Origin of the sequence: Acetobacter senegalensis, assembly GCF_001580995.1 — a bacterium.
Lineage (GTDB): Bacteria > Pseudomonadota > Alphaproteobacteria > Acetobacterales > Acetobacteraceae > Acetobacter > Acetobacter senegalensis.
On the sequence record NZ_LHZU01000146.1, the window covers coordinates 68,155 to 89,624 of the forward strand.

The 21,470-nt window shown below is 58.7% G+C and carries 22 protein-coding genes; 13 read left to right on the forward strand and 9 right to left on the reverse strand.

The annotated features are described in order from the left end of the window. Window positions 1-12: 12 nt before the first annotated feature. Window positions 13-3,261 (forward strand): AsmA-like C-terminal region-containing protein, encoded by a 3,249-nt coding sequence (locus AD948_RS15530; protein WP_061472599.1) that lies wholly within the window; start codon window positions 13-15, stop codon window positions 3,259-3,261. Window positions 3,262-3,282: 21 nt separating this feature from the next. On the opposite strand, the gene AD948_RS15535 is transcribed toward AD948_RS15530, so the two are convergent. From AD948_RS15535 to aat, 4 genes are all read right to left on the reverse strand, one after another. Next, a complete protein-coding gene (locus AD948_RS15535) occupies window positions 3,283-3,921 on the reverse strand; it encodes a hypothetical protein (RefSeq protein ID WP_156479061.1) in 639 nt (212 codons plus the stop codon). Between the two features lie 36 nt (window positions 3,922-3,957). Further along, on the reverse strand, window positions 3,958-4,635 hold the full coding sequence (locus AD948_RS15540; RefSeq protein ID WP_248846065.1) for a hypothetical protein: 678 nt from the start codon (window positions 4,633-4,635) through the stop codon (window positions 3,958-3,960). A 56-nt stretch (window positions 4,636-4,691) separates the two neighbouring features. Next, window positions 4,692-5,537 (reverse strand): DUF4412 domain-containing protein, encoded by an 846-nt coding sequence (locus tag AD948_RS15545; protein ID WP_248846066.1) that lies wholly within the window; start codon window positions 5,535-5,537, stop codon window positions 4,692-4,694. Window positions 5,538-5,919: 382 nt separating this feature from the next. Then, the gene (aat, locus tag AD948_RS15550; RefSeq protein ID WP_006557283.1) at window positions 5,920-6,576 is read right to left on the reverse strand and encodes a leucyl/phenylalanyl-tRNA--protein transferase; all 657 of its coding nucleotides are present in this window, start codon (window positions 6,574-6,576) and stop codon (window positions 5,920-5,922) included. Between the two features lie 223 nt (window positions 6,577-6,799). Here aat and AD948_RS15555 point away from each other — a divergent pair, with 223 nt between their 5' ends. Both AD948_RS15555 and AD948_RS15560 read left to right on the forward strand, forming a co-directional pair. Then, window positions 6,800-7,774 (forward strand): 2-hydroxyacid dehydrogenase, encoded by a 975-nt coding sequence (locus AD948_RS15555; protein ID WP_061472600.1) that lies wholly within the window; start codon window positions 6,800-6,802, stop codon window positions 7,772-7,774. 11 nt (window positions 7,775-7,785) lie between these two features. Then, window positions 7,786-7,971: a hypothetical protein gene (locus tag AD948_RS15560; RefSeq protein ID WP_061472601.1), complete on the forward strand. Its 186-nt coding sequence runs from the start codon at window positions 7,786-7,788 to the stop codon at window positions 7,969-7,971. Between the two features lie 408 nt (window positions 7,972-8,379). Here the strand turns inward: AD948_RS15560 and AD948_RS15565 are convergent, their stop codons facing one another. After that, window positions 8,380-9,213, reverse strand: coding sequence for an EcsC family protein (locus tag AD948_RS15565; RefSeq protein ID WP_039903230.1), 834 nt, complete (start codon window positions 9,211-9,213; stop codon window positions 8,380-8,382). A 296-nt stretch (window positions 9,214-9,509) separates the two neighbouring features. Between AD948_RS15565 and AD948_RS15570 the strand changes: the two genes are divergently transcribed. Together AD948_RS15570 and AD948_RS15575 are read left to right on the forward strand one after the other, a co-directional pair. Further along, window positions 9,510-10,214, forward strand: coding sequence for a hypothetical protein (locus AD948_RS15570; protein WP_061472602.1), 705 nt, complete (start codon window positions 9,510-9,512; stop codon window positions 10,212-10,214). 68 nt (window positions 10,215-10,282) lie between these two features. Continuing rightward, window positions 10,283-10,621: a TIGR01244 family sulfur transferase gene (locus AD948_RS15575; protein ID WP_006557277.1), complete on the forward strand. Its 339-nt coding sequence runs from the start codon at window positions 10,283-10,285 to the stop codon at window positions 10,619-10,621. A 93-nt stretch (window positions 10,622-10,714) separates the two neighbouring features. On the opposite strand, the gene AD948_RS15580 is transcribed toward AD948_RS15575, so the two are convergent. Further along, the gene (locus AD948_RS15580; protein WP_061472603.1) at window positions 10,715-11,134 is read right to left on the reverse strand and encodes an EVE domain-containing protein; all 420 of its coding nucleotides are present in this window, start codon (window positions 11,132-11,134) and stop codon (window positions 10,715-10,717) included. Between the two features lie 2 nt (window positions 11,135-11,136). Then, window positions 11,137-11,430 carry a YciI family protein gene (locus AD948_RS15585; RefSeq protein WP_006557275.1) on the reverse strand — a complete coding sequence of 98 codons (294 nt, stop codon included), beginning with the start codon at window positions 11,428-11,430 and terminating at the stop codon, window positions 11,137-11,139. A gap of 166 nt (window positions 11,431-11,596) precedes the next feature. Here AD948_RS15585 and AD948_RS15590 point away from each other — a divergent pair, with 166 nt between their 5' ends. The 7 genes from AD948_RS15590 to ccmI are packed head-to-tail and all read left to right on the forward strand — an operon-like array spanning window position 11,597 to window position 16,905. Next, window positions 11,597-12,370, forward strand: a complete 774-nt coding sequence (locus AD948_RS15590; RefSeq protein ID WP_006557274.1) for a heme ABC transporter permease — start codon at window positions 11,597-11,599, stop codon at window positions 12,368-12,370. After that, complete coding sequence (locus tag AD948_RS17920) at window positions 12,367-12,528, forward strand: heme exporter protein CcmD (RefSeq protein ID WP_006557273.1); 162 nt, start codon at window positions 12,367-12,369, stop codon at window positions 12,526-12,528. The genes AD948_RS15590 and AD948_RS17920 overlap by 4 nt, the downstream gene beginning before the upstream one ends. Then, entirely contained in the window at window positions 12,525-13,064 is a 540-nt protein-coding gene (gene ccmE / locus AD948_RS15595; protein WP_006557272.1) for a cytochrome c maturation protein CcmE, read from the forward strand. Before AD948_RS17920 ends, ccmE begins: the two co-directional genes overlap by 4 nt. Before the next feature lie 50 nt (window positions 13,065-13,114). Further along, a complete protein-coding gene (locus tag AD948_RS15600) occupies window positions 13,115-15,100 on the forward strand; it encodes a heme lyase CcmF/NrfE family subunit (RefSeq protein ID WP_061472604.1) in 1,986 nt (661 codons plus the stop codon). Beyond that, complete coding sequence (locus AD948_RS15605) at window positions 15,097-15,678, forward strand: DsbE family thiol:disulfide interchange protein (protein WP_061472605.1); 582 nt, start codon at window positions 15,097-15,099, stop codon at window positions 15,676-15,678. Before AD948_RS15600 ends, AD948_RS15605 begins: the two co-directional genes overlap by 4 nt. Further along, window positions 15,675-16,169 (forward strand): cytochrome c-type biogenesis protein, encoded by a 495-nt coding sequence (locus AD948_RS15610; RefSeq protein WP_035377618.1) that lies wholly within the window; start codon window positions 15,675-15,677, stop codon window positions 16,167-16,169. The genes AD948_RS15605 and AD948_RS15610 overlap by 4 nt, the downstream gene beginning before the upstream one ends. Before the next feature lie 4 nt (window positions 16,170-16,173). Further along, window positions 16,174-16,905: a c-type cytochrome biogenesis protein CcmI gene (gene ccmI / locus AD948_RS15615; RefSeq protein WP_006557268.1), complete on the forward strand. Its 732-nt coding sequence runs from the start codon at window positions 16,174-16,176 to the stop codon at window positions 16,903-16,905. A 538-nt stretch (window positions 16,906-17,443) separates the two neighbouring features. Here the strand turns inward: ccmI and AD948_RS15620 are convergent. Next, a complete protein-coding gene (locus tag AD948_RS15620; protein ID WP_061472606.1) occupies window positions 17,444-17,971 on the reverse strand; it encodes a hypothetical protein in 528 nt (175 codons plus the stop codon). Window positions 17,972-18,258: 287 nt separating this feature from the next. Further along, window positions 18,259-18,633 carry a YidB family protein gene (locus AD948_RS15625; RefSeq protein ID WP_006557266.1) on the reverse strand — a complete coding sequence of 125 codons (375 nt, stop codon included), beginning with the start codon at window positions 18,631-18,633 and terminating at the stop codon, window positions 18,259-18,261. A gap of 256 nt (window positions 18,634-18,889) precedes the next feature. Here AD948_RS15625 and AD948_RS15630 point away from each other — a divergent pair, with 256 nt between their 5' ends. After that, a complete protein-coding gene (locus AD948_RS15630; RefSeq protein WP_061472607.1) occupies window positions 18,890-21,070 on the forward strand; it encodes an FUSC family protein in 2,181 nt (726 codons plus the stop codon). Window positions 21,071-21,470 lie beyond the last annotated feature (400 nt).

Sequence of the window (21,470 nt, forward strand, 5' to 3'; positions counted from 1 at the left end):
AGGGTTGCTGCGTTGACTTCCACAGGTCAAGACCTGCGCCGCCCGCTGCATAAGCGGGTTTTGCGTGTTTTAACTGTTCTGGCGCTGGCCGTCCTGCTTCTTCCGTTTCTGGTGGTGGCGGGACTTATGCTCCGCATGGTATTCGGGCCGGTCAACATCACACCTCTGGCGCGCCCGTTCCTGCCGGTAACCGTCATGCCGGGTGCCCCCCACCAGCCGCCTGCCGCACGTCTTACACTCGGCCGGGCGGAACTGCGTTGGAATGGTCTGCATGATGGCTGGAGCACGCCTGTTATGCTTGATCTGCATAACCTGCGTATTCTCAAAACAGACAGCACCCCGCCCGACACAATTGAAGATGCCCGTATCACACTGGCACCGCTGGCCATGTTGCATGGCTCTCTTGCCTTGCGGACAGTGGATATTGAGGGCGTGCGTCTTGCGCTGCGCCGGGGCAAGGATGGCAGCGTAGGGCTGGACGTGAATGCTCCCTCCGTTCCACCCGATCAGTCACAGAACAATGCACTTGATCCGCTAGGCATTGAGCGGCTGAGCGTTCACAACGCCCGGGTAACGGTCAATGATCAGCTTACCGGCACCCGCTGGCTTGCCACGCCGTTTGACACTACCCTGCATCTTCTTCCCGTAGCGGGCAAAAATGGCGTGACGGGCACTGTCACGTTCAGCATCACCGGCGAGGAAACGCATGCCCGGCTGGATCTGACTGCATCGGGCACCCGCACACCTGAAAATACGGTTACGTGGCATCTATCTGTTGCCCCCACGCAACCGGCTGGTTTTGCCAAGCTGAGCCCCGCCCTGAAAGATGTGGGGAATACGGTCAGCCTGAACGGCGATGCCATTTTTGCACCCGCGCCACATAGTTTCTGGCTGCTGCCACATGCGCTGGATCTGCTGGCAGATATTGGCAAAGGACCGCTGACTGTCGCCCATTCGCACTACCTGCTGAACCACGGCACAGCAGCCGTGCATCTGGACCTCAACCACGCCTCGCAGTCTCATATTCCGGCAACGCTCTCCCTCACCGCCCTGCGGCTTGATCTGCTTGACCCCAATCAGCCCGACGCCACAACAGAAGGTATTACCGTCAACGGTCATGCCACGCTCAGCGCCTCTGACCTGTTCAGTCCTCAGGCGCTTTCCGGCCAGGCAAGCCTTGAAATACCGCAGATTGATTTTGCCAATATTGCCCAGTTCTGGCCGGAAAAAGCCGCGAAGGGTGGCCGACTGTGGGTGAAGAAGAACATCACGCAGGGGCTGGCGCATGATCTGCATGTGGCTGCCAGCCTGCATAGTGATACAGGCTGGAATGGTCTGAATGTCACGGGCATTACCGGCGGCGTGGACGCTACGGGCCTGACTGTCCACTGGTTGCGGCCCATCTCCCCCCTACAGGGGATGAATGCCCATCTGGAAGTGGATGGGATGGATAAGCTCCACATCACATTTGACCACGCCTACCAACTGGTGAACCGTGCGGATAAAAATGTGGGCGCGACCGGCATTGGCCGGGTGGAGGCCGGGCCGGGCTCCATGGATATCACCGGGCTCACCAAAAAAGATCAGGACGGCACGATCAAAACCGCTTTGCGCGGCAATCTGCGCGATATTCTGGCTCTACTGGCCGAACCGCGGCTGCATCTTCTCTCACGCCACCCGATCAGCTTTACAAAACCATCGGGCAATGCGTCTGTCATGCTCTCTCTCACCTTACCGCTTGAGAGCGATGTCACGACCGATCAGATGACCATCAATGCCCACGCCGATCTGACCCGCACCTATCTGGGTAATGTTGTCATGGGCCGGGCCATCACCAATGGCCGCATCCAGATTGATGCCACCGCCCAGAACCTGAACCTGACCGGTCATGCCGCATTAAGCAGTCTTCCGTCTGATGTCAGCTATTTCATGGATTTCCGCGCCCTCGCCCCGACCGAGGTTGCGGAGAAAGCCCATGTCATCACCCACATTACGCCCGCCACGGCCATTGCCAGTGGTTTTGCCGTAGGGGACCATTTTTACGGGAACGCTGAACTTCAGACAGATTATACGCGCCTCGCCAATAACACGGGAAAGGTTGAGCTTGCCCTGAACCTGACACCCGCAAAAATTCTCATCCCGCTATGGCACAAGGCCGCAGGGCGCAAGGCGCAGGTTTCGGCTGAACTGGCGCTGGTGGATGGGCATATCACGGCCGTCAACAAACTGCTGGCGACAGGCCCCAATCTGGATGTACGCGGACAGGCCCGCCTGCGCCCCAACCGCCCGCCTGAACTGCTGATTTCCTCTTTCCGGATTGATCGATCCACCGGGCACGCCCGGCTGGTGCTCCCATACGCCGCGCAAGACAAGACCATCCGCGTTGGCGTCTATGCCTCCACGCTGGACCTCTCTCCCCTGATGGAAGGAGACCCCACAGCCCCCAAACCCGCCAGCACCGGATACCATGTGCCAGAAGCGGCAACCGGCACCATCCACGGGCCGCCGGGAAATGCGTGGGTTATTGATCTGCAGGCGGATTCCCTGTTCTACAACCAGACCCGGCAGCCCCTGAAAGGTGTGAAGGCCCATTTTGAAGACAACGGCATGCGGCTGGAAAGCATGCATTTCACCATGCGCGGCCCCTCGCCGGTTGCCATGCATCTCACACCCAACGGCAGCAAACGCAGCCTGCATGTCGCTATTCCCGACATGGGCGCTTTTCTGGCAGCGTTCAACATTCTGCCCAACGTGGAAGGCGGGCAGGCTACCCTTCAAGGCAACTTTGACGATACCTTGCCCTCAGCCCCCTTCAAGGGCGTGCTGAACATCACACCTTTTGTTCTGACAAAAACACCCAGCACGGTGCTGATCGCCCGCAACCTCTCCCTTTACGGATGGATCAACGCCCGCAAAGCGCCGGAATTTGAAATCTCTCACCTGACCATGCCCGTCACCTTCAAGGATGGCGTTCTGGGCATTCAGGATGGACGCGCAGGAAATGATGCCTTGGGCGCTACGCTGGAAGGCAAGATTGATCTGGACCGCAACGTGCTTGATCTGAACGGCACGGTGGTACCTGCCTTTGCCATCAACAAGCTGCCGGGCAAGCTACCTGCCATTGGCCGGTTGTTCAGCCCCGAAAAGGATGGAGGGCTTGTCGCCATGAAATTTGGCATTTCCGGCAAGCTGGACAACCCGGATCTTCACGTGAACCCGTATTCCATCTTCCTGCCCGGGATGTTGCGCAAGCTGTTCTAGAAGCCCCACTTCCCGAAAAAATCAGGGGGTTTCCGGCCCTGTCCCTGCGGAAGGGGCATCCGGGTCTTCAATGTCAGCGGGGCTTTCGCTCAGATAAACGGTGTCATGCAGCGGGCCTTCCACATGCGCGGTGATAATGCCTGCCTTCACCGCAGCCTGAAAGCCTGATGGTTCATCCTCAAAAGTCGTATCAACCCCGTTTCCACTCACTTCCCCCACGGGCTGGAATGTGACGTCCACCTGTGGACGGACAGGATTGATCAACCAGTGCCGCGTTTTGGACACCAGCGTGGAGGCATCCGCCATGCCGCATGGCTGCATTTCTGTAAGGGTTACGGTTTCTGTGGTCACCAGCCCTTCCATTTGAGCAGGGTCTTTGCGGCCATTCGCTGGCCTGCGCGCCACAAATACCGTGCCGGAGGGGATAACCATCAACGTATCAGGATGATCGCTTTTCTGATGCGCAAAACAGATATCCACGCCGCCCTGCCCGTTGAGGGACGGCGCTACGCCACCCAGCCCACCAACACCAGAAGATGCCACCCCAGAGGACTGCTTACCAGTCTGTGCCCACCCGGTGCCTGACGGCGTGCTACCCAGCACGCCTATTGCCAGACCGGCCAATGCATAGGCCAGAACTCTGGTGTTTTGTGGCGTCATGCCCATTCCCTTTCCTTCTCAACAGGGCGGGCAAGGTTATGGCGTAGCGGGCGCTTCCTTCTTCAGCCCCGCAGGGATGGCAAACACCGTATCGGGTTGCGATACCCTGTTTACACTCAGGGCCCTGACCGTAATCTGGCCGCCTTGCGCAACCTGCAACAGCAGCCCGTCCGCCGTGTAACACACATCACTGGCATGCCCGTCTGTATCTTTCGTGCGCCATAATGTGCATTGTTCTCCTGCCACTACGGAACCACCCAAACGCGCATAGGTGCCCGTCATGGCTATATGACCAGGCGGTGTCAGCACCTGGCTGGGGGCTGGCATCACACTTTGTCGGCGGCGGGCCTCATCCACTACAGTCAAGGTGTGGTCCGGCCAGGATGTGATCATGTAAACAGCAGAGTTCTGAGGGTCCAGCCGCTGGCGCAGAGAGGCCACCTGCCACCGCATGCGCTGCTTCATCACAGCATCCCCCATGGGAGACGTGACTTCATACAACACATCAACATCCGTTGAGGGGGTGATGAAGGGTGCGTCCTGTGAGACACCTTGCTGGGCAGAATCCCCAATGCTCCCTCCTCCGGCCTGAGCCTGAGCCTGAGCCTGAGCCTGAGCCTGAGCCTGAGCGGGAAGCACAGACACAAGGCCTACGCAACCCAGTAGAAGGGTCACGCCCGCGCCGTGGAGAACCCGTGCTTTGCGTTCGCTCATACTCTTCCTGTCAGGCAATGCTCTTCCTTCTCCCTGCCGAGAGTGCCGAACACAACTCATTGGGCGCTGCTCCCTTCAGGTGCCGTTGAGGCCCCGTCTCCTGCCGGAACCTGCGTTGTGGGGCCAACACCCGGGATGGGGCTACCCGAAGGCCCGCTGGGGGCCAATGAGCCTGCATTTCCCTCAACTCCTGAACCGGGACGTGGAGAATGTGGCGTAATTTCCTGATATCCGGCGGGCGGCATGAAAGCGCTAGCTGGTACATCATCATAGGAAATATGCGTGGCTTTCAGGTGGCCATTCAGACCATCCACATCCACACCATCCTGCTCCAGAATAAAACCGTCATCCGTTACGCAGGCAGAGCCTGTTCCCTCCGTGGACTGCACACTCCAGATGGTGCAGGGCTGGCCTGTAACCTGAGACGTCCCCTTGCGCGCAAACTGCATGGACATATCCAGAAGGAACGGGCTGCGTGCCACCTCCTGCTGCACCAGCCGGGTGTAGATTTTTCTGTCATCCAGAATAATCAGAACTTCCTGCGCGGCACGGTTGATGACCACGGAACCCCGGCTGTCATCCCCTTCCATGCTTTTCATGTAACGGATGCGCATCAGGCCGCCATCGCCTGAAAACAGAACCTGCACATGGCGTTCTGGCAACGGACCTGGAGGCACCTTGCCCGCCTGAACCAGATCAGCTGGGGGTTTGGGCTGAAACACATAATCAATCACGGCATCCCGGCCCGGCGTAAGCCGCGGATGATCCGGCTGAACAGCAGCACCCTGATCAGCCCCATGGGCAGAAGAAGCCAGAGACAAACTCCATGCCAGAGGCGTTGCAGCCAGCAGGCCACACAAGGTTAGCTGGCGGAGTATGCGGCCCGGCTGGCGAGTCATCATGCGTTCGCTTCTTTCTTTCCGTCTCTGTCTCATAACTGTCTTACTACCGTGTTCATGAGTCTCTGCCAGCCCCACCAGCCGGAGAAACATGCCCATTGGGAGAGAGCCTGTGCACCGTTGGGGGTGTTGCCCATTAAGAGTGAGAATTGCGGCCAAGAGGTGATCGCCACGATAAAAATTTGGAAGATCAGCTTTTTACTGGAGGGTAGCTGCACAGCGACAAGGCGTGTTCGCTGATAACGTTTCTGAAGAAGAGAACGGACCTTTCCTACCAACAGTCAAGAACATGGACTTGCACGCTCAGGGCACCCGACACCTGCCCAAAAGCCTATCCGGTGTCAGGCAACACACTGTGGGCTGATACCTGATATTTACTGAAAGCCTAGCTACCTTGCCGCATGGTTCTGATCTCGGCTTCCAGTTGCTGGGGTGTGAAGTTAGCCTGCCAACATGGCGGCATGTGGACAGCGCGCTCCAATGTGGTTTTGTACTCTGCAGCCGGTATTTCCACACCGCCAAAACGGGTGAGATGATCCGTGCCAAACTGGGTATCCAGCACCATGAAACCGGATAATCTGAGCCGCGCCACCAGATGCACCAGCGCCACCTTGGATGCATCAGTCACCCGGCTGAACATGCTTTCTCCAAAAAATGCACCGCCAAGGGCCACGCCATACAGACCACCAACCAGTTCACCATTCTGGCGACACTCCACACTGTGGGCGTATCCCATCTCATGCAGGGCACAGAACAGACGGTAGATCTCGCTATTGATCCATGTCTGCTCCCGCCCCGGCGCAGGGGCAGCACAGCCTTTCATGACAGCGGGAAAATCCTGATCGACCGTAACGTCAAACCGGCCAGAGAGCACCGTGCGGCGTAATCTGCGGGGAAGGTGGAACGCCTGTAGCGGCAAAACACCTCTTGGGTCGGGATCATACCATTGCAGGTCTTCATCCTCGGCATCCGCTGCCATGGGAAACAAGCCCACGGCATAGGCCCCCAACATAAGTTCCGGCGTTAAACCCTGATCAGACATTCCTGAACGCTCTCCTTACGGCTTGCGGCGGGATGAGTTAGGCCTGAGCCCGAACACCCGGACAGAAGCAGACACCCCCGGCAGATAGTCACTCAAATGTTTACAGGCATGCACAACTCAGCGCTTTGCATTCCGTTTTGAGCACCTCATGGTTTTCCGCCGGGTTCATGCTAGTCTGCCTGCACGGAAACTCAAATCTGTCTCATCAGCAAGGTCTGTCCATATGTCTGATACCAAACCTCGTATTCTTCGCTCCGTCCGTCTGCTGAACGCTGCTGAAAAACGTATCGAGACAGATTTCATTGCCCCACCGCCGCCCACTACGCCGCTTGATACCGCTGCCATTCTCAAACTGGCACATGAATTTCAACCCGTTGCCATTCTGGTCACTCATCATTCTCCACTGAAAGGCGCTGATGTTGCGGCCCTGCCGGAAAGCGTAAAGCTGATCGCCACCGTAAGCGTAGGGCTGGACCATCTGGATGTTCCCGCCCTGCTGGCCCGTGGCATTGCCGTCTCCAACACGCCGGATGTGTTGACAGACTGCAACGCAGACCTTGCCATGATGTTGATTATCGCCGCCTGCCGCCGGGCTGCGGAATATTATACGCTCATGAAGAAAGGCTGGGGGCACACCCTCGGCATGGATGAAATGCTGGGCCACCGCGTAACGGGTAAAACGCTTGGCATTATTGGCATGGGCCGCATTGGGCAGGCCGTGGCACGCCGCGCACGCGGGTTTGAGATGAACGTGCTCTACCACAACCGCCGCAGGCTGGACCCGGCACACGAGCAAGGGGCCACCTACTATGAAAGCCTTGAGGACATGCTGCCCAAATGCAACATCCTCAGCCTGCATCTGCCTGCTGCCCCGTCTGGCGGCCCCATTATGACCGCCCGCACGCTTGCTCTCCTGCCCCGTGGCAGTGTGCTGGTGAACGCGGCCCGTGGTGCGCTGGTTGATGAAACCGCTCTGATTGATGCCCTCCGTTCTGGTCACCTGTTCAGCGCAGGGCTGGATGTTTATCAGAACGAACCCAACCCGGACCCACGTATTCTGGCTCTGCCGAACGTGTTCATGACACCCCATGCGGGCAGCGCCACGGTTGAAACCCGCACAGCCATGTGCATGCTCGCGCTGGATAACGTGACGGCCCTTGTTGCGGGCAAGCCTCTCCCCACCCCTGTTACCGCCTGAGAACCGCCACTATGCCCCTTACCCTGCGTCTGGCCTGCCTGATTGGTATTGGCGTTTGTACCCTGCTGGCTTTTTTTGCCCCGCACTACCATTTGACTGCGGAAATTATAGGCGGCGGCATGTTGCTGACCGCCCTGATTGCCACCGTTATTCTGGATGAAACTCCACCTACACCCAAGAAAGCCAAGCAGAAGTAAAGCTCCCGCCAGGAAGTCACGCAGCAGGAGCGAAAATCGCCTATCCCATCCACTCAGGCGGGGCCGCTGCAATCACGGTATTCCGCGCCTAAATGTTTAGCTCCGCGAAAACAATGCCCCGTCAAATCTCAGGACTAAATATCAAAAGAAAAGGCCACCCGACTGAACGGGTGGCCTTTTCTTATCGAATGGAATTGGATTAGCGGCTCTCTGGTTAAGAACGTGTAGTGCGCTGTAAGTGCTGAGGCTTTCTGTTACCTCAGCCAAGCCCCCTCGCCCACGATCTGCCCACCAAACGGCCCTGCCGCTGCATCAAACACTTCGAGCCGCTTGGTGATAGACACAAAGGTCAGCGTTCCCCTCCTGCTGGATAAAAGCTTAGGGGACGAGATTTAGCAGACCCCGCTGTTATTCCGCTTTTGCGCGGGCGTAGACTGTTTCCCGCATGGCCAAAGCGGTATCCCGCACCACTGGCCCGTGCTCCCGCTCAAGCCGTCGAATGGTGAAGTGCGCACGCGCCAAAGCCCGATAATGATTCAGGAACGCGGTGTTCAGAGAGGCCCCGCAGAGCGCACCCGCAACGGGCATAAGCTGAAGGGAAACTTTCTGCCCCAGCGCAAGCCCGTAATGAGAAGCCACTTCCGCAATCAGCATCACAACAGGCCGGCCCCGCAACAGGGCGCGGGCGGAGAAATAGCCAAGTTCGCTCTCATCACCCTGCCGCACATTGGGGAACGCCCGCAGCGCGAACACTTCCAGACACGCACGGCGCGCATCCGGGTCAGACAGATCTTCCCCTTCTTCACGGGCAATACGGCCAATTTCACGCATGATGGTCAAGGTGGTGAAACCGATATCCGGAGCCAGCCCGGCCAGCCCGGCAAAGCCGCCGACAGCACCGGACACAGCAACCGCTGCCTGAAGGGCCGGTGTACGCCATGCCTTGGTTTCCACGGCGGCATCTTCTGTCGGGCGCAGGCCGAGGATGGCGACATCAAACGCCCGCGCAATGGAGGCCTCAGCCAGCCCGCGCAGCTTGTCTTCCATAGTGGGGGCCATACCGAGCCCACGCAGTCCAAGCCGCGCGGCATGCCCAACCGCGCCCCCCATCAGGTCCGCCAGCCTGACGAGCACGCCCTTGCCGGATTCAACCTGTGCCAGCGCCTGCTCAAGTTCGCCCAGATCCTGTCCGGTCAGCTTGAGGGAGACAATATCGCTGCCCGGCCTATCTACTGTGCTCATCTGTGACCTTTCCGCTTTGTGTCCACCCTGCCAGACATACCGCACAGGGCCTTGGCGCCATCAGGCACCCTTCCGTAACTCATCTTGAGAAGCATAATTATCATACCGGCCATGAAAAGCGACATGACAGCCCCCCAGCCGTGCTTGCATCACGCATCTGCTCTTCAAAATGCCTGACACGTGCATAAGTTGCCCGCGGCACGGTAAACACAGCGTTGTAACGCTTGCCTGAAAGACTTAGACAGCAGGCACCAGTTCCCGCCTGCGCAGAGGCTGCGCCATCAAGGAGTCGAGCAATGTCAGTCACGGTGCGTTCTTCCGCTTCCTCCCCCACCCGGAAGCCATTCAAGTGGGGAGCAGCCTTGCGTGTGGTTACTGTTCTGTCCGCTTTTGGCATTGCTGGCTGTGCGGAATCACCTGAACAGAAGGCCTATCAGCAGACTCTGCAAACCGCGCAGACTGACCCCAATTTCTGCTATTCCAACCGTTATGACGGCGTTCTGGCAGAAGCATGGCAGCGCGCGCACTCCACACAGGGCAATGGCCAGAAGGATAAAACCCCGGCAGAGGCAGCGCCGTTGCCCGCAGTTTCCGTAACAGGCGCTACCGCCATGCCGGAACTCAGCGTGCCGCCCTACAGCCAGCGCTCCTGCCGCCTGAGCGTGAAAGTAGGAGACGCTGCACCGGAAACGGGCTTCCTGACCTTCACCTATCTGGTACGCGATAACGTGACCAAATCCGCACTGGCAGAATGGCACCCGGATACGGAAATCACGGAAAAATATGATGCCCTGATGGAAAAGATCAAAGCCGGGGTAAACATGAATGATCCGGACCTGAAAGCCTGCATCACCCGCTACCCTGCCTTCAATGCGCCCTCTTCTGATCCGATGGTGCAGAAAGCGGCAGTTGATCTTCGCGCCCATCTGGTGCGCCGTTGCCTCGCAAACCGGGCCGCGCTGAAAAATCTGTATTCAGACCTGTATTTCATTCATCGCTGAGGGCGCGAGTCTGATTGTCATCCCCTCCCCACAGCGGGAGGGCCATTCATTGCAAAGGAGTCGTATTCATGACCCATTACCGTAGCCTCACCGCCGATTTTGCTGTTGCCCCCCAGATTTCCACCTCTGACATTCCTGCCATCAAGGATGCTGGTTTCAAAACCGTTATCTGCACCCGTCCTGATGGTGAAGAACCCGGCCAGCCATCTGCTGAAACCATTGGCGAAGCCGCACGCGCTGCCGGGCTGGCCTTCATTTCCATTCCGGTTGCCGCTGGCCATGCGCCGTCTTCCGATGCCGTGATTGAAATGCAGGAAGCCCTGAACACCCTGCCCGGGCCTGTCTTCAGCTATTGTCGCTCTGGCAACCGTGCTGGCCAGTTGTGGACTCTCGCCACACAGGGCTGAGCCATACTTCCGGACGAATAACCCGGCGTTAAAAAAGGCGGCCTCGCACGGGCCGCCTTTTTTATGGCTTTAACGGATAATGAGCACAGCCTGTCAGGCTGACTCCTGCCAGCCGCCCATCTGGCACAATACCTGCCAGTGCGCCTCGGACACCGGACAGACAGAGAGCCGGGACTGCCTGACTAGGGCCAGTTCTTCCAGTTCCGGGCTCTGCTTGATCTCCGCCAGAGTAACAGGCCGAGGCATGGGGCCAATGGCCTTGACATCCACGCAGACCCAGGCCCCGCTTTCCGCCGTGGGGTCTGGATAGGCTTCACGCACAATTTCAACCACACCCACAATGGCCCGCTGCACGTTGGAGTGATAGAAAAACGCGCGGTCTCCCACCTTCATGGCAGCAAGGTTTTTCTTGGCCTGATGGTTCCGAACCCCGGTCCAGGGTTCGACATCGTTTGCAACCTGCTCATCCCAGCTAAAGGCGTCAGGCTCGCTTTTCACCAACCAGAATGCCATGGCTATTCCGCCAGCGCGCCGTCACGGAACACTGTCCGCAGCGGGCGCACAATCACGCTCTCAAACAGATTGATTTTTGCATACGGGTCTGCCGCCGCAAAACCTTCAGCTTCGGCACGGTCTTTCACATCAATCAGAATCAGGCTGCCGCAGGGTTTGCCATTGATATCCAGTTGAGGCCCGGCAAACTGGATAGACGCTTTATACTGCTCCAGAAATGCCAGATGGTGCTCCCGCGTGGCCATGCGCGTTTCAAGCGCGCCGGGGCGGTCTGTACAGATGATGGCAAACAGCATGTCTTCCTCCGTTGTGTTGTGTGGGCAGGACGCCCATGAACAACGGCCTCGTGTCAAGAGGCTTATAATGATATAGGAGAGAGCCCGAGCACACTTATCCGCGCCCCCCATACAGCCGGATGATGTTGCGGCTCATCTGGTTGTGACACACGAAACGGACTGACATTTGAGCGCCTCACCGACCCTTGTCGCGCGTACTGGTAGTTTCTTTCACCGGTATGCCAATCCCGGCCGGTTTCTGAAGCTGGGCGCACGCATCCAGCCCTGGCTGACATGGACCGCGCTGCTCTTCACCCTCGCAGGGCTTGGGTGGGGACTGTTCTATTCCCCGGCTGACTGGCAGCAGGGCGATTCCGTGCGCATCATGTATGTGCATGTGCCCGCCGCCATTCTGGCATCCAGCGGCTATGCGGCGCTGGCAGTGTGCGGCCTGCTCTCCCTTGTCTGGCGGCATCCACTGGCAGACCTTGCAGCCGTGGAGATCGGGCCGGTAGGCGCGTGCATTACCGCACTCTGTCTGGCCACGGGCTCACTATGGGGTAAACCCATGTGGGGCACCTGGTGGGTGTGGGATGCCCGGCTGACCTCCGTGCTGGTGCTGTTTTTCCTGTATCTGGGCCATATTGCCCTGATCCGCGCATTTGATGATCCGCAGCGTGGCTACCGGGCCGCCGCCATTCTGGCTTTGGCTGGCGCGGTTGATCTGCCCATCATCAAGTTCAGTGTGCAGTGGTGGAACACTCTGCACCAGCCAGACAGCATCACGCTGACAGGTGCCCCCACCATGTCCAGCAGCATGCTGTGGCCGCTGGCTCTTTCCATGATCGGCATTTCTCTTGGGTTTGCTGCCATCGTGGTGGCGCGCCTGCGGGCAGCTGTCATGGAAAACCGGATCCGCAGCCTGCTCTCCAGCCCCCGCCGCCGTGGAGGCGCTGCATGACACACCTTCCTTATATTCTTGCCAGCTACGGGCTGTTTGCTGGCATGGCGCTTGTGCTGTCCGTTGGTGCGGCCCTGCGCCTCAAAAAAGCCCGTGCCCGGCTTGCCACGCTTGAACGCACTTCCTCCCGGCCTTCAGGAGCCCCCCTTACTCCATGACCCGCAAGACCCGCCGCCTCTGGCTTATCATTGCCTGCGTTGCCTGCCTTGGAGCCGCCGCGGCCCTGATGCTCCGGGCGTTTTCCTCCGATATCGTGTTTTTTGTCACGCCCTCCCAGGTTGCAACCAAACCGCCACCGGCTGACCGCACTGTGCGGCTGGGCGGCATGGTGGTGGCTGGCTCTGTCAAACGTGAAAAGCACGGTGAAACACCCGTTGCCCGTTTTGACGTAACCGATGGGCAGGCCGCCGTAACCGTGCGGTATGAAGGTATTCTGCCTGATCTGTTCCGGGAGGGGCAGAGTGTTGTGGCCGTGGGTACCATGCAGAAGGACGGCTTTGTGGCCAGCGAGGTTCTTGCCAAGCATGATGAGACCTACATGCCCAAGGAAGTAGCCGAAGCCCTCAAGAAGTCAGGTAAATGGGACCCCCGCTTCGGGCCGCCGCCCAGTGCCGCAAGCTGGAACAGCATGACCGTGCAGGACGCGAAAAAAGATCTTTCTCCCAAAGAACCCGCAGCGCCCTCCACCAACTAAGCCCTTCTTTTCATACCGTTACCCAGAACACCGGGAGTCACCCCCCTGATATGCTGAGCCCCGAACTCGGACATTATGCCCTGGCACTTGCCTGTATTTTTGCTGCTGCACAGGGCATCCTGCCTCTGATTGGCGCACATCGGCGGGATAGGCGTGTGATGATGCTGGCACCGGGGCTTGCCCTTGGTCAGCTTTTTGCCCTTGTGGTGTCCTTCCTGTGTCTTGTGAACGCTGCTGTTACGGATGATTTTTCCGTGCAGAACGTGGCGGCAAACAGCGCTGTCACCAAACCGCTTCTGTATAAAATCACCGGTGTATGGGGCAACCATGAAGGCTCAGTGCTCCTCTGGGCGCTTATTCTGGGCATCTGCGGTGCGGCGGTTGCGGCCTTCGGGCGGAACCTTCCCTCTGCCCTGCGGGCGCGCGTCATTGCTGTCCTGGGTGCCGTCGCTGCCGGGTTTGAACTGTTCTGCCTGACTACGTCAGACCCATTTGCCCGCGTGTGGCCTGCCCCCATGGATGGGCAGGGCATGAACCCCCTGTTGCAGGACCCCGGCCTCGCCTTCCACCCGCCCATTCTCTACACGGGTTACGTGGGGTTTGCGGTGCCTTTCGCCTTCGCCATCGCCGCGCTGATGGAAGGCCGGGTGGATGCCGCATGGGGCCGTTGGGTGCGCCCATGGGCCGTGGCAGCATGGTGCTTCCTGACATGCGGGATCGCCCTTGGTTCCTGGTGGTCCTATTACGTGCTCGGCTGGGGTGGCTACTGGTTCTGGGACCCGGTGGAAAACGCATCCCTCATTCCGTGGCTGACCGGCACCGCGCTGATTCACTCCGCCATTGTGGTGGAAAAGCGTGAAGGGCTGAAAATCTGGACCGTTCTGCTGGCCATCGCCACGTTCTCATTCTCCCTGTCCGGCACCTTCCTTGTGCGCTCGGGCATTCTGAATTCCGTGCATGCCTTCGCTAACGATCCGGCCCGCGGTATCTTCATTCTGGGGCTTCTGGCGCTGGTCATCGGCGGCTCTCTGGCGCTGTTCGCCTATCGGGCACCATCGCTCACGGCGGGTGGCCTGTTCGCCCCGGTCTCGCGTGAAGGTGCACTGGTGCTGAACAACATCCTGCTGTGCTCCATCTGCGCAGTGGTTGTCACCGGCACCATGTATCCGCCCTTCATGTCCCTGCTGTTTGACCGCACCATTTCTGTTGGCAAACCGTTCTTTGATGCCACCACCATTCCGTTGGCGCTGCCCCTGTTCATCTTCATGGGCTTTGGCCCCATGCTGCCATGGAAGCGCGCGCAGTTATGGCCGGTGCTTCAGCGGCTCTGGCTGGCCGCCATTGTCACCGCCATTGCGTTTCTGGTAGCTGCGTTTGGTGTGTCCGGTCTGCTGCCTATGCTCTCCTGTGGTGTCGCGGTATGGATCATTGCCGCCAGCGTTACGGATATTACAGAGCGCGTGCGCCTGTTCCGTATGCCGCTGGCTGGCAGCCTGCAACGCGCCCGCATGCTGCCCCGCTCCATTTTTGGCACAGCCCTTGCTCATGCCGGTGTGGGCATTACCGTGCTAGGGCTGGCAGCTATGTCTCAGGCCCAGCATAAAATTGTGGAAGTGCCAGTGGGCACCACCGAGCATCTTGCGGGCTATGACTGGACCCTGACCAACGTAACGCAGGAGCCCGGCCCCAACTATTCCGCCCTTGTTGCCACCATTGAAATCCGCCACCACGGCAAACTTGTGACCGTGATGCATCCGTCAAAACGCAGCTTCAACAGCCAGAACCAGACCACCACGGAAGTGTCCATCCACACCAATCTGCTGGCCGATCTGTATGGTGTGTTAGGTGATAAGCACGGCACGGATGCCGCCCCCACATACGTGTTGCGGCTGCATTACAATCCGCTAGCCCCATGGATGTGGCTGGGGGCATTGGTCATGGCCATTGGCGGTGCGCTTTCCCTGTCTGACCGCCGCATGCGCGTGGGCGCTCCCCGCCGTGCCAAACTTTCCGCAGAAACGGTAACAGCAGCATGAGCACCTCCCCTCAAAACGAGAACCTCACCCGCCGACGGCTGATGATGGGCCTGCCTCTGGCCGGGGCTGCCGTGCTGGGTGTGGGGTTCTGGAAAATGCTGGCGGGCATGCAGCATGGCTCCTTCAATCCGCATGACATCAATGCGCCGGTGCTCAACCGCCCGGTGCCAGACTTCACCCTGACCGCCCAGCCGCCCGGCCAGGGCTTTGGCGCACAGGATCTGCGCAGCCTGACCAAGCCGGTTCTGGTGAACTTCTTTGCCTCCTGGTGCATTCCGTGTCTGGCTGAAATGCCCACACTGATGAGCCTGAAAGACGATGTGACCCTCTGGGGCATTGCTTACAAGGACCGCCCTGAAAACGCCGCCAACTTCCTGAAACATTCCGGTAACCCCTTCACCCGCCTGGGTAGCGATCATGAAGGCCGCGTGGGGATCGAATGGGGTATTTCGGGTGTGCCTGAAACCTTCCTGATTGGCCCCGGCGGCATTATCCGCTGGCATACGGCCTCTCCACTGGATGTTGATACCATCCGCAACACACTCGCCCCTCTGCTTGAAAAGCTGAAAACAGCATGAGCCGCCTGCGCCTGACCTCCCTGCGCCGCCTTGTTCCGGCGTTTCTGATCGGCCTGAGTGTGCTGCTGGCCCCGGCTCTGGTGATGGCTGTGGATGATCCATCCGAAATGCTGCCGGACCCCAAACAGGAATCCCGCGCGGAAGCCATTGGCTCCCAGTTGCGGTGCCTTGTCTGTCAGAATGAATCGATTGAAGACAGCAGTGCAGGACTGGCGCGGGACCTCCGCCGCGTGGTGCGTGAACATGTGGCCAAGGGCGAAACCAACAAGCAGATTATGGATTGGATGGTGGACCGCTACGGCAACTTCATCCGCCTCAGCCCGCCGCTTTCTGTTGGCACCCTGCTGTTATGGAGCATGCCGGTTCTGGCCCTGCTGCTTGGCCTGACACTGGCATTCTTTGCCTATCGCCGCCGTGCCGCTGCCCCTGCGGCTCCGCCCCCGCTTTCAGACGAAGAAAAGGCCCGTCTGGCCAAGCTGACAAAGGACTGAGCACATGATCTGGCTCTCCATTGCCCTGTTAAGCCTGCTGGCTCTGGCCCCGGCGGCCATACCGCTGTGGCGGCGCACCCGCCAGGTGCGGGATGAACGCAGCGCGGCCCTCGCCCTGCACGAAGCCCAGCTTTCTGAAATTGACCGTGATCTTGCCATCGGCCTGATTGCCCCAGCCGAGCATGATATTGCGCGGCTGGAAATCCAGCGCCGCATTCTGGTGGCGGATACCGCACCGGCAGAGGCAGCGGACGCCATTTCTCCCGCTTTGGTCTGGGTCGCGCTCGGGCTTATCCCTCTGGTGGCCGTAGGGCTTTATCTGACCAACGGTGTGCCATCCCTACCAGCCCAGCCTCTTGGCCCGCGTCTGGTGGCACAGCATGAGCAGAACACCAAGAATGACACCATTCTGAACAAACTGAAGCAGACACTGGCACAGTTGCCAGCAGACGACCCTAATCTGCGGCAGGGTTACCTGCTTCTGGGGCAGGCTGAAGCCTCCCGCGAACATTATGCAGAAGCCGCAGCTGCGTGGCAGCATGCGCTTGATCTGAGCTTTGACCCCGAAATTGCCGCCCGCACCGGGGAAGCTCTTACCCGCGCAAACGGCCACGTAACGCCAGAGGCTCTCGCCCTGTTCCGCAAAGCACTGGACGCCGCCCCCAAGGATGCCCCGTGGCGTGGGGCCGCACAGGCCCGCATTGCCCAAGGCGAGCACGATCAGGATAACCCCTGAGCCGCCCACCACAGCGGAACAGCCCTAGCAGCAGACCAAAAAGCCGGGACCATTATGGTATCCCGGCTTTTTCTTTGCCTAATTCTCATCCCGGAAAAGCAGCCCAAGACGCTGTACCCGAACACGGGTGAGGAAGTCTCTATGCAGGGCATAGCAGCGTCAGAGCAGTTTTCTTTCCCACCGTTGCCAACGCGCGCTTTCTGCCAGCAGATTGGGCCGCCCCACCTCTCCGCCACGCACTTTGCCTCTTACGATCCTGCATTAGAGATCTTCCCAAACGTTAGAAGACATTGAGAGGTGGCAAAAAATTTTGAGACTAAGAAGGCAAATGTGAAAGCTTGGCACGGTGGCCATCGGGACGAAAAACCCAAAGGTTCCCGCCACAAAAAGCCCTCCCAACATGGGAAACCATTCAAACAGCCTTTTTTCATGAAAACCGCAGAGGCATTGGACGCACCTGATCAAGTGCCTATCAGTAGGCACAAAAAAAGCCGCACCTCTGTGCGGCCTTCTTTGAATGAAAACGGTGTTTTGCGCCCTAACCCGTGCCAACCTCACGCAGGTGCGCTCGGGCCCAGATATCTTCCCGCGCGCGGGCCTTCGGCGGTCGCGGCTGACAGGAAATGAAATACAGCCCCACAACGAACACAAGATTAGAGAGCGCATTGAACCACATGGCGATGCGAAAAGGTGGCGGTGTCGTGGATGCCTGATACAGCACATACAGGGTGAACGGAATGGAAACCAGCCGCACCCCCTGCAACATGTAACGGAAAGGATTAGGCCGCCCCGGCTTGACCAGCACGCGCATGCGGCTCAGCCCGATGAAAAACGTTACACACAGGCACCACACCAGCACATTGAAGGCCATGTTGGTAAAGTCCATCATGCCGCCAAGAACAAAAACCGCGATGATGGAAACAGCCGAAAACAGGAGGGAGCCGAACTGAAAGCTCATGCCCACTTCAAGAGCAGGAAGCCGCTCGGGCAGACGGTCAGCCAGAGGCTGGCACACATCATCCAGCAGCCAGCTATCCACTCGGGTAATACGCTCGCCTAGGTTCATCTCATCATCATAACGGAATATGAAGACAAACGCACCTGCTGAATTCCCCCGTATGCCAAGGCACTCTGCGGATGTTCTCTTTACCGCTGCTTATGGCTGACTGACACGGCATACTGCACTGCCTCAACCCGCCACATAAAAGGGCATATCATCAGTAAGGATGATGACAGTGCGGCCCTCGTCTCGAGAGCCGCCGTCCTACGGAAAAGCGACGCAGCAAGAGACGCATCCCCCACTTTGCCGCTTAAGATCAATCGACCCTTGGCTCAGGCCAGCGCGGAGCGCAATCAGGCTTCCTTGGGCGCAGGTGCCACGGCAGGCACTTCCCCGGCGGGCGTGGTTTTATCAACGGCTTCCGGCAGGTAGTGCGAGAGCGTGGTCAGCACGGTATCCGCAGGCAGGCCGGTACGCGCCACCAGATCATGCACAACGGAACTGCCAAGAATTTCGCGGATTTCATCCGTGGTGGCAGGCAGATTTTCTCCATGCCCAACCCAGGAGCGCACCTTGTCTCCCAGTCCGGCCTGATCAGCCTGTGCCAGAATAGCCTGCAGGTTTTCCGGCTGGAGCAACTTCTGAAGCTGCTGCTGTAATGCGCCCTGCAAATCTACACCCAGTGCGCTTTCCACCTTACCAACCAGGTTAGAAAGGAAATCGGACATCTAGACTTTCTCCGCTCGTCTGTTTTGCTGCACCCGTAAGCCCAGTATTGCACACACGCACTACCAGCGCATTTCATCATGGACCAAATAGCTGACATATGCGAGAGCTATAAACGCGATAAATATGCCCTTCTGGACAGACCGTAGGAAGCCGGTTGGCTGATATGCATCTGACACTACAAGGAAATTTTCGGGAATCGCGCTACTTTCCTTATCAGACACGCACCTTCCAGCCGTAGCCAGTAAAGTATCCGCTTTGCCAAGCCTTCCGCTCTTCCTTTTTGATCGCATTGGCCCCCTGCGCCATTTCCGCCCCCTCCGGCGGCCCGGGCAGCAGAGCGCGGCGCGCCTGCAATGGCTGTTTGCGCCATCTCTTTCCGCCGTTGGTTTTGCCGTTCGCACCACAGCCGCCGCACTGATCGCGCTGGTGATCGCCTTGTGGATGGAGCTGGATGATCCGCAATGGGCGGCCATGACCGTCTGGATTGTGGCGCAGGGTTCACGCGGGGAAAGTCTTTCCAAGGCGCGTTGGCGTCTGGTTGGCACTGCCATTGGGGTGGTGATGTCCATCACCCTGATTTCCGCCTTCATTCAGCAGGCGTGGCTGTTCTTCCCTGCCTTGGCCATATGGGTGGGCGTCTGCTGTACACTGGCCACCATTGTGCGCAATTTCCGATCCTACGCGCTGGTTCTGGCCGGTTATACCTGCGCCATTATTGCCATTGGGGCCATTCCCAACCCTGCCAATGTGTTCATGACGGCCATGTCCCGCGCCACATACATTGTGCTGGGTATTGTCTGTGAAAGTGCCGTCGCGGGGTTGTTCGCCCACAATCTGGCCGCCACCGCGCGGAAAAACATCCGCGATAAGCTACGCACCGCGCTGGGGAACGTCTCGAACTCTGTCGCAAGTCTGTTGTCTGGTGATGATGAAGCGTTGGTGCAGTCTCGCGCCATGTTTGGCCCGCTGCTGTCCATCAATGACCAGATCGAATTTTCAGAAGTGGAAATGGGCCCCCACGGCCACGAGGGCGATCACGCCCGCGCAGCGCTGGCCGCTGTTTCCGTCCTGCTTTCACGCGGTCTTGGGATGGCAGTGCGCCTGCAATGGCTGGACACGGATCAGGCTGCTTTTCGCGAAACGGCGACCCGCGTCAGCACATTTCTGAACGGTCTGGCGCCACGGCTTGAAACGGATGAAAGCACCCAGGCTCTGCTGCGTGATCTGCAATTATTACGGGCCGGGTGCCGCCAGCAGATTGTGGATGCCCTGACGGCTGAAATCAGCACGCCCTATGAGGACCGCACGGCTGAAAAAATTCAGGTTCTGCTGGATGGCCGCATTCTGCACAACGCGCTGGATGAACTTCTGGGCGAACTGGAACAGGCCATTCGGGAATATGATGCCAGCCAGCATGTAATCCGCGGCGACCATTTCCATTTCCGGCTTCAGTCCCACGTTGATAAGCGGGAAGCCATCTATAATGGTATTCGCGCCACTGTGGCCATTACCGCGGCAGGGCTGGTGTGGGAAATTACCGCCTGGCCTGCTGGCCTGGGCTTCATCACGTTTGTCGCCATTGTCTGCGGCCTGTTCGCCACACGTGAAAACCCGGTTGTTGCCACCACCCAGTTCATGGTTGGTGGCCTGTGGGCGGCATTTGTCTCCTTCTTTCTGGTGTTCTGGATCCTGCCCACACAGGCGGATTATGAAATGCTGGTGGCAACCCTCGCCCTGCCCATGATTGCAGGTGGGCTGGCAGCCCGAAATGCCGCTACGGCGCTGCATTCTGCCGCTTATACTCTTCTGCTTCCCAACTTTGTTCACCCTCTCAATCAGGGCCGCCAGAACGAGGTCGCGTGGTTCAACTCCACGGCAGCCGTGCTGCTGGGGGTTGCATTTGCGGTTATCGTGTTCCGCGCCATTCTGCCCTTTAACAGCGCGGCGGAACGGTGGCGTATGCGCCGCACGCTGCTTAGAGATCTTCGCACACTGGCCTCCGCCGAGCCCATGCCGCAGACACGGGACTGGATTGGTCGCAATATTGACCGTTTCGCCCGTTTGATCCGTCATGCTGGCCCCACGCCCAGCCCGACCATTGAAGGCTGCCTGCAAGGCACCCTTGCCGCCATGACCATAGGGCTGAACATCATCCGGCTACGCGTTCTGCTTGAACGCAACCAGATTCCGCCCTCAGCCCGCAGGCCCATTGAAGTCGTGATGCAACGCATGAGCCGCTTTACCGGCAAATATGGCCGCACCTCACGCTCGGCACGCATTGCCACCCAGACATTGCGACGCATTGAAGCGGTGGAACCCAACATCACAACCCGCATCGAACTGACACGCGCCATTGCCTACTTGATTGTGGTCTCCCACGAACTGGAAGCCAACGCCGTCTTCCTGGACGCCACCAAGCCATACCGCGCCGTATAAGGGTAACCCCATAACGTCTGGCACCCGTATTTGAGAGACATTCCTGCTTATGGCGGCGTTAAGCCGTATGGTCCGGCCCAACGCCTGAGCATCCAGCTTGGAAATTCGCCTTTTCAGGCTTTGAAGTTGTTTGAACAGTCTCTCAACTCACTTTAGCGGGTCTTTTTGTGGCTTATTGCTTGGCAGCTTTTGGAGCCAGAAGGCTTCGCGCCGCACATTCATCTCTACCTATTAAATCACAAAACTCTCTCGCCATCGCTCAACTACTGAGGCTTCAAGCAGCCTTATAGGAACTCCTCATTCATCCATCGGCGGAAAGTCCTTTTTCAAACGATCTTCCAGCAGGCTGATCATCCAAAGATGGCATTGCACCCAGAGTGTTTTCGGGCTGCATCAATCC

Coding starts and splice junctions, on each gene's coding strand:
- AD948_RS15585 (WP_006557275.1), bottom strand. CDS start 11,430: ATGCTGTTTGCCATCATCTGTACAGACCGCCCCGGCGCGCTTGAAACG.
- ccmI (WP_006557268.1), top strand. CDS start 16,174: ATGATCTGGCTCTCCATTGCCCTGTTAAGCCTGCTGGCTCTGGCCCCG.
- AD948_RS15565 (WP_039903230.1), bottom strand. CDS start 9,213: ATGAGCACAGTAGATAGGCCGGGCAGCGATATTGTCTCCCTCAAGCTG.
- AD948_RS15535 (WP_156479061.1), bottom strand. CDS start 3,921: ATGACGCCACAAAACACCAGAGTTCTGGCCTATGCATTGGCCGGTCTG.
- AD948_RS15575 (WP_006557277.1), top strand. CDS start 10,283: ATGACCCATTACCGTAGCCTCACCGCCGATTTTGCTGTTGCCCCCCAG.
- ccmE (WP_006557272.1), top strand. CDS start 12,525: ATGACCCGCAAGACCCGCCGCCTCTGGCTTATCATTGCCTGCGTTGCC.
- AD948_RS15555 (WP_061472600.1), top strand. CDS start 6,800: ATGTCTGATACCAAACCTCGTATTCTTCGCTCCGTCCGTCTGCTGAAC.
- AD948_RS17920 (WP_006557273.1), top strand. CDS start 12,367: ATGACACACCTTCCTTATATTCTTGCCAGCTACGGGCTGTTTGCTGGC.
- aat (WP_006557283.1), bottom strand. CDS start 6,576: ATGTCTGATCAGGGTTTAACGCCGGAACTTATGTTGGGGGCCTATGCC.
- AD948_RS15560 (WP_061472601.1), top strand. CDS start 7,786: ATGCCCCTTACCCTGCGTCTGGCCTGCCTGATTGGTATTGGCGTTTGT.
- AD948_RS15570 (WP_061472602.1), top strand. CDS start 9,510: ATGTCAGTCACGGTGCGTTCTTCCGCTTCCTCCCCCACCCGGAAGCCA.
- AD948_RS15620 (WP_061472606.1), bottom strand. CDS start 17,971: ATGAACCTAGGCGAGCGTATTACCCGAGTGGATAGCTGGCTGCTGGAT.
- AD948_RS15545 (WP_248846066.1), bottom strand. CDS start 5,537: ATGATGACTCGCCAGCCGGGCCGCATACTCCGCCAGCTAACCTTGTGT.
- AD948_RS15605 (WP_061472605.1), top strand. CDS start 15,097: ATGAGCACCTCCCCTCAAAACGAGAACCTCACCCGCCGACGGCTGATG.
- AD948_RS15600 (WP_061472604.1), top strand. CDS start 13,115: ATGCTGAGCCCCGAACTCGGACATTATGCCCTGGCACTTGCCTGTATT.
- AD948_RS15610 (WP_035377618.1), top strand. CDS start 15,675: ATGAGCCGCCTGCGCCTGACCTCCCTGCGCCGCCTTGTTCCGGCGTTT.
- AD948_RS15625 (WP_006557266.1), bottom strand. CDS start 18,633: ATGTCCGATTTCCTTTCTAACCTGGTTGGTAAGGTGGAAAGCGCACTG.
- AD948_RS15540 (WP_248846065.1), bottom strand. CDS start 4,635: ATGAGCGAACGCAAAGCACGGGTTCTCCACGGCGCGGGCGTGACCCTT.
- AD948_RS15580 (WP_061472603.1), bottom strand. CDS start 11,134: ATGGCATTCTGGTTGGTGAAAAGCGAGCCTGACGCCTTTAGCTGGGAT.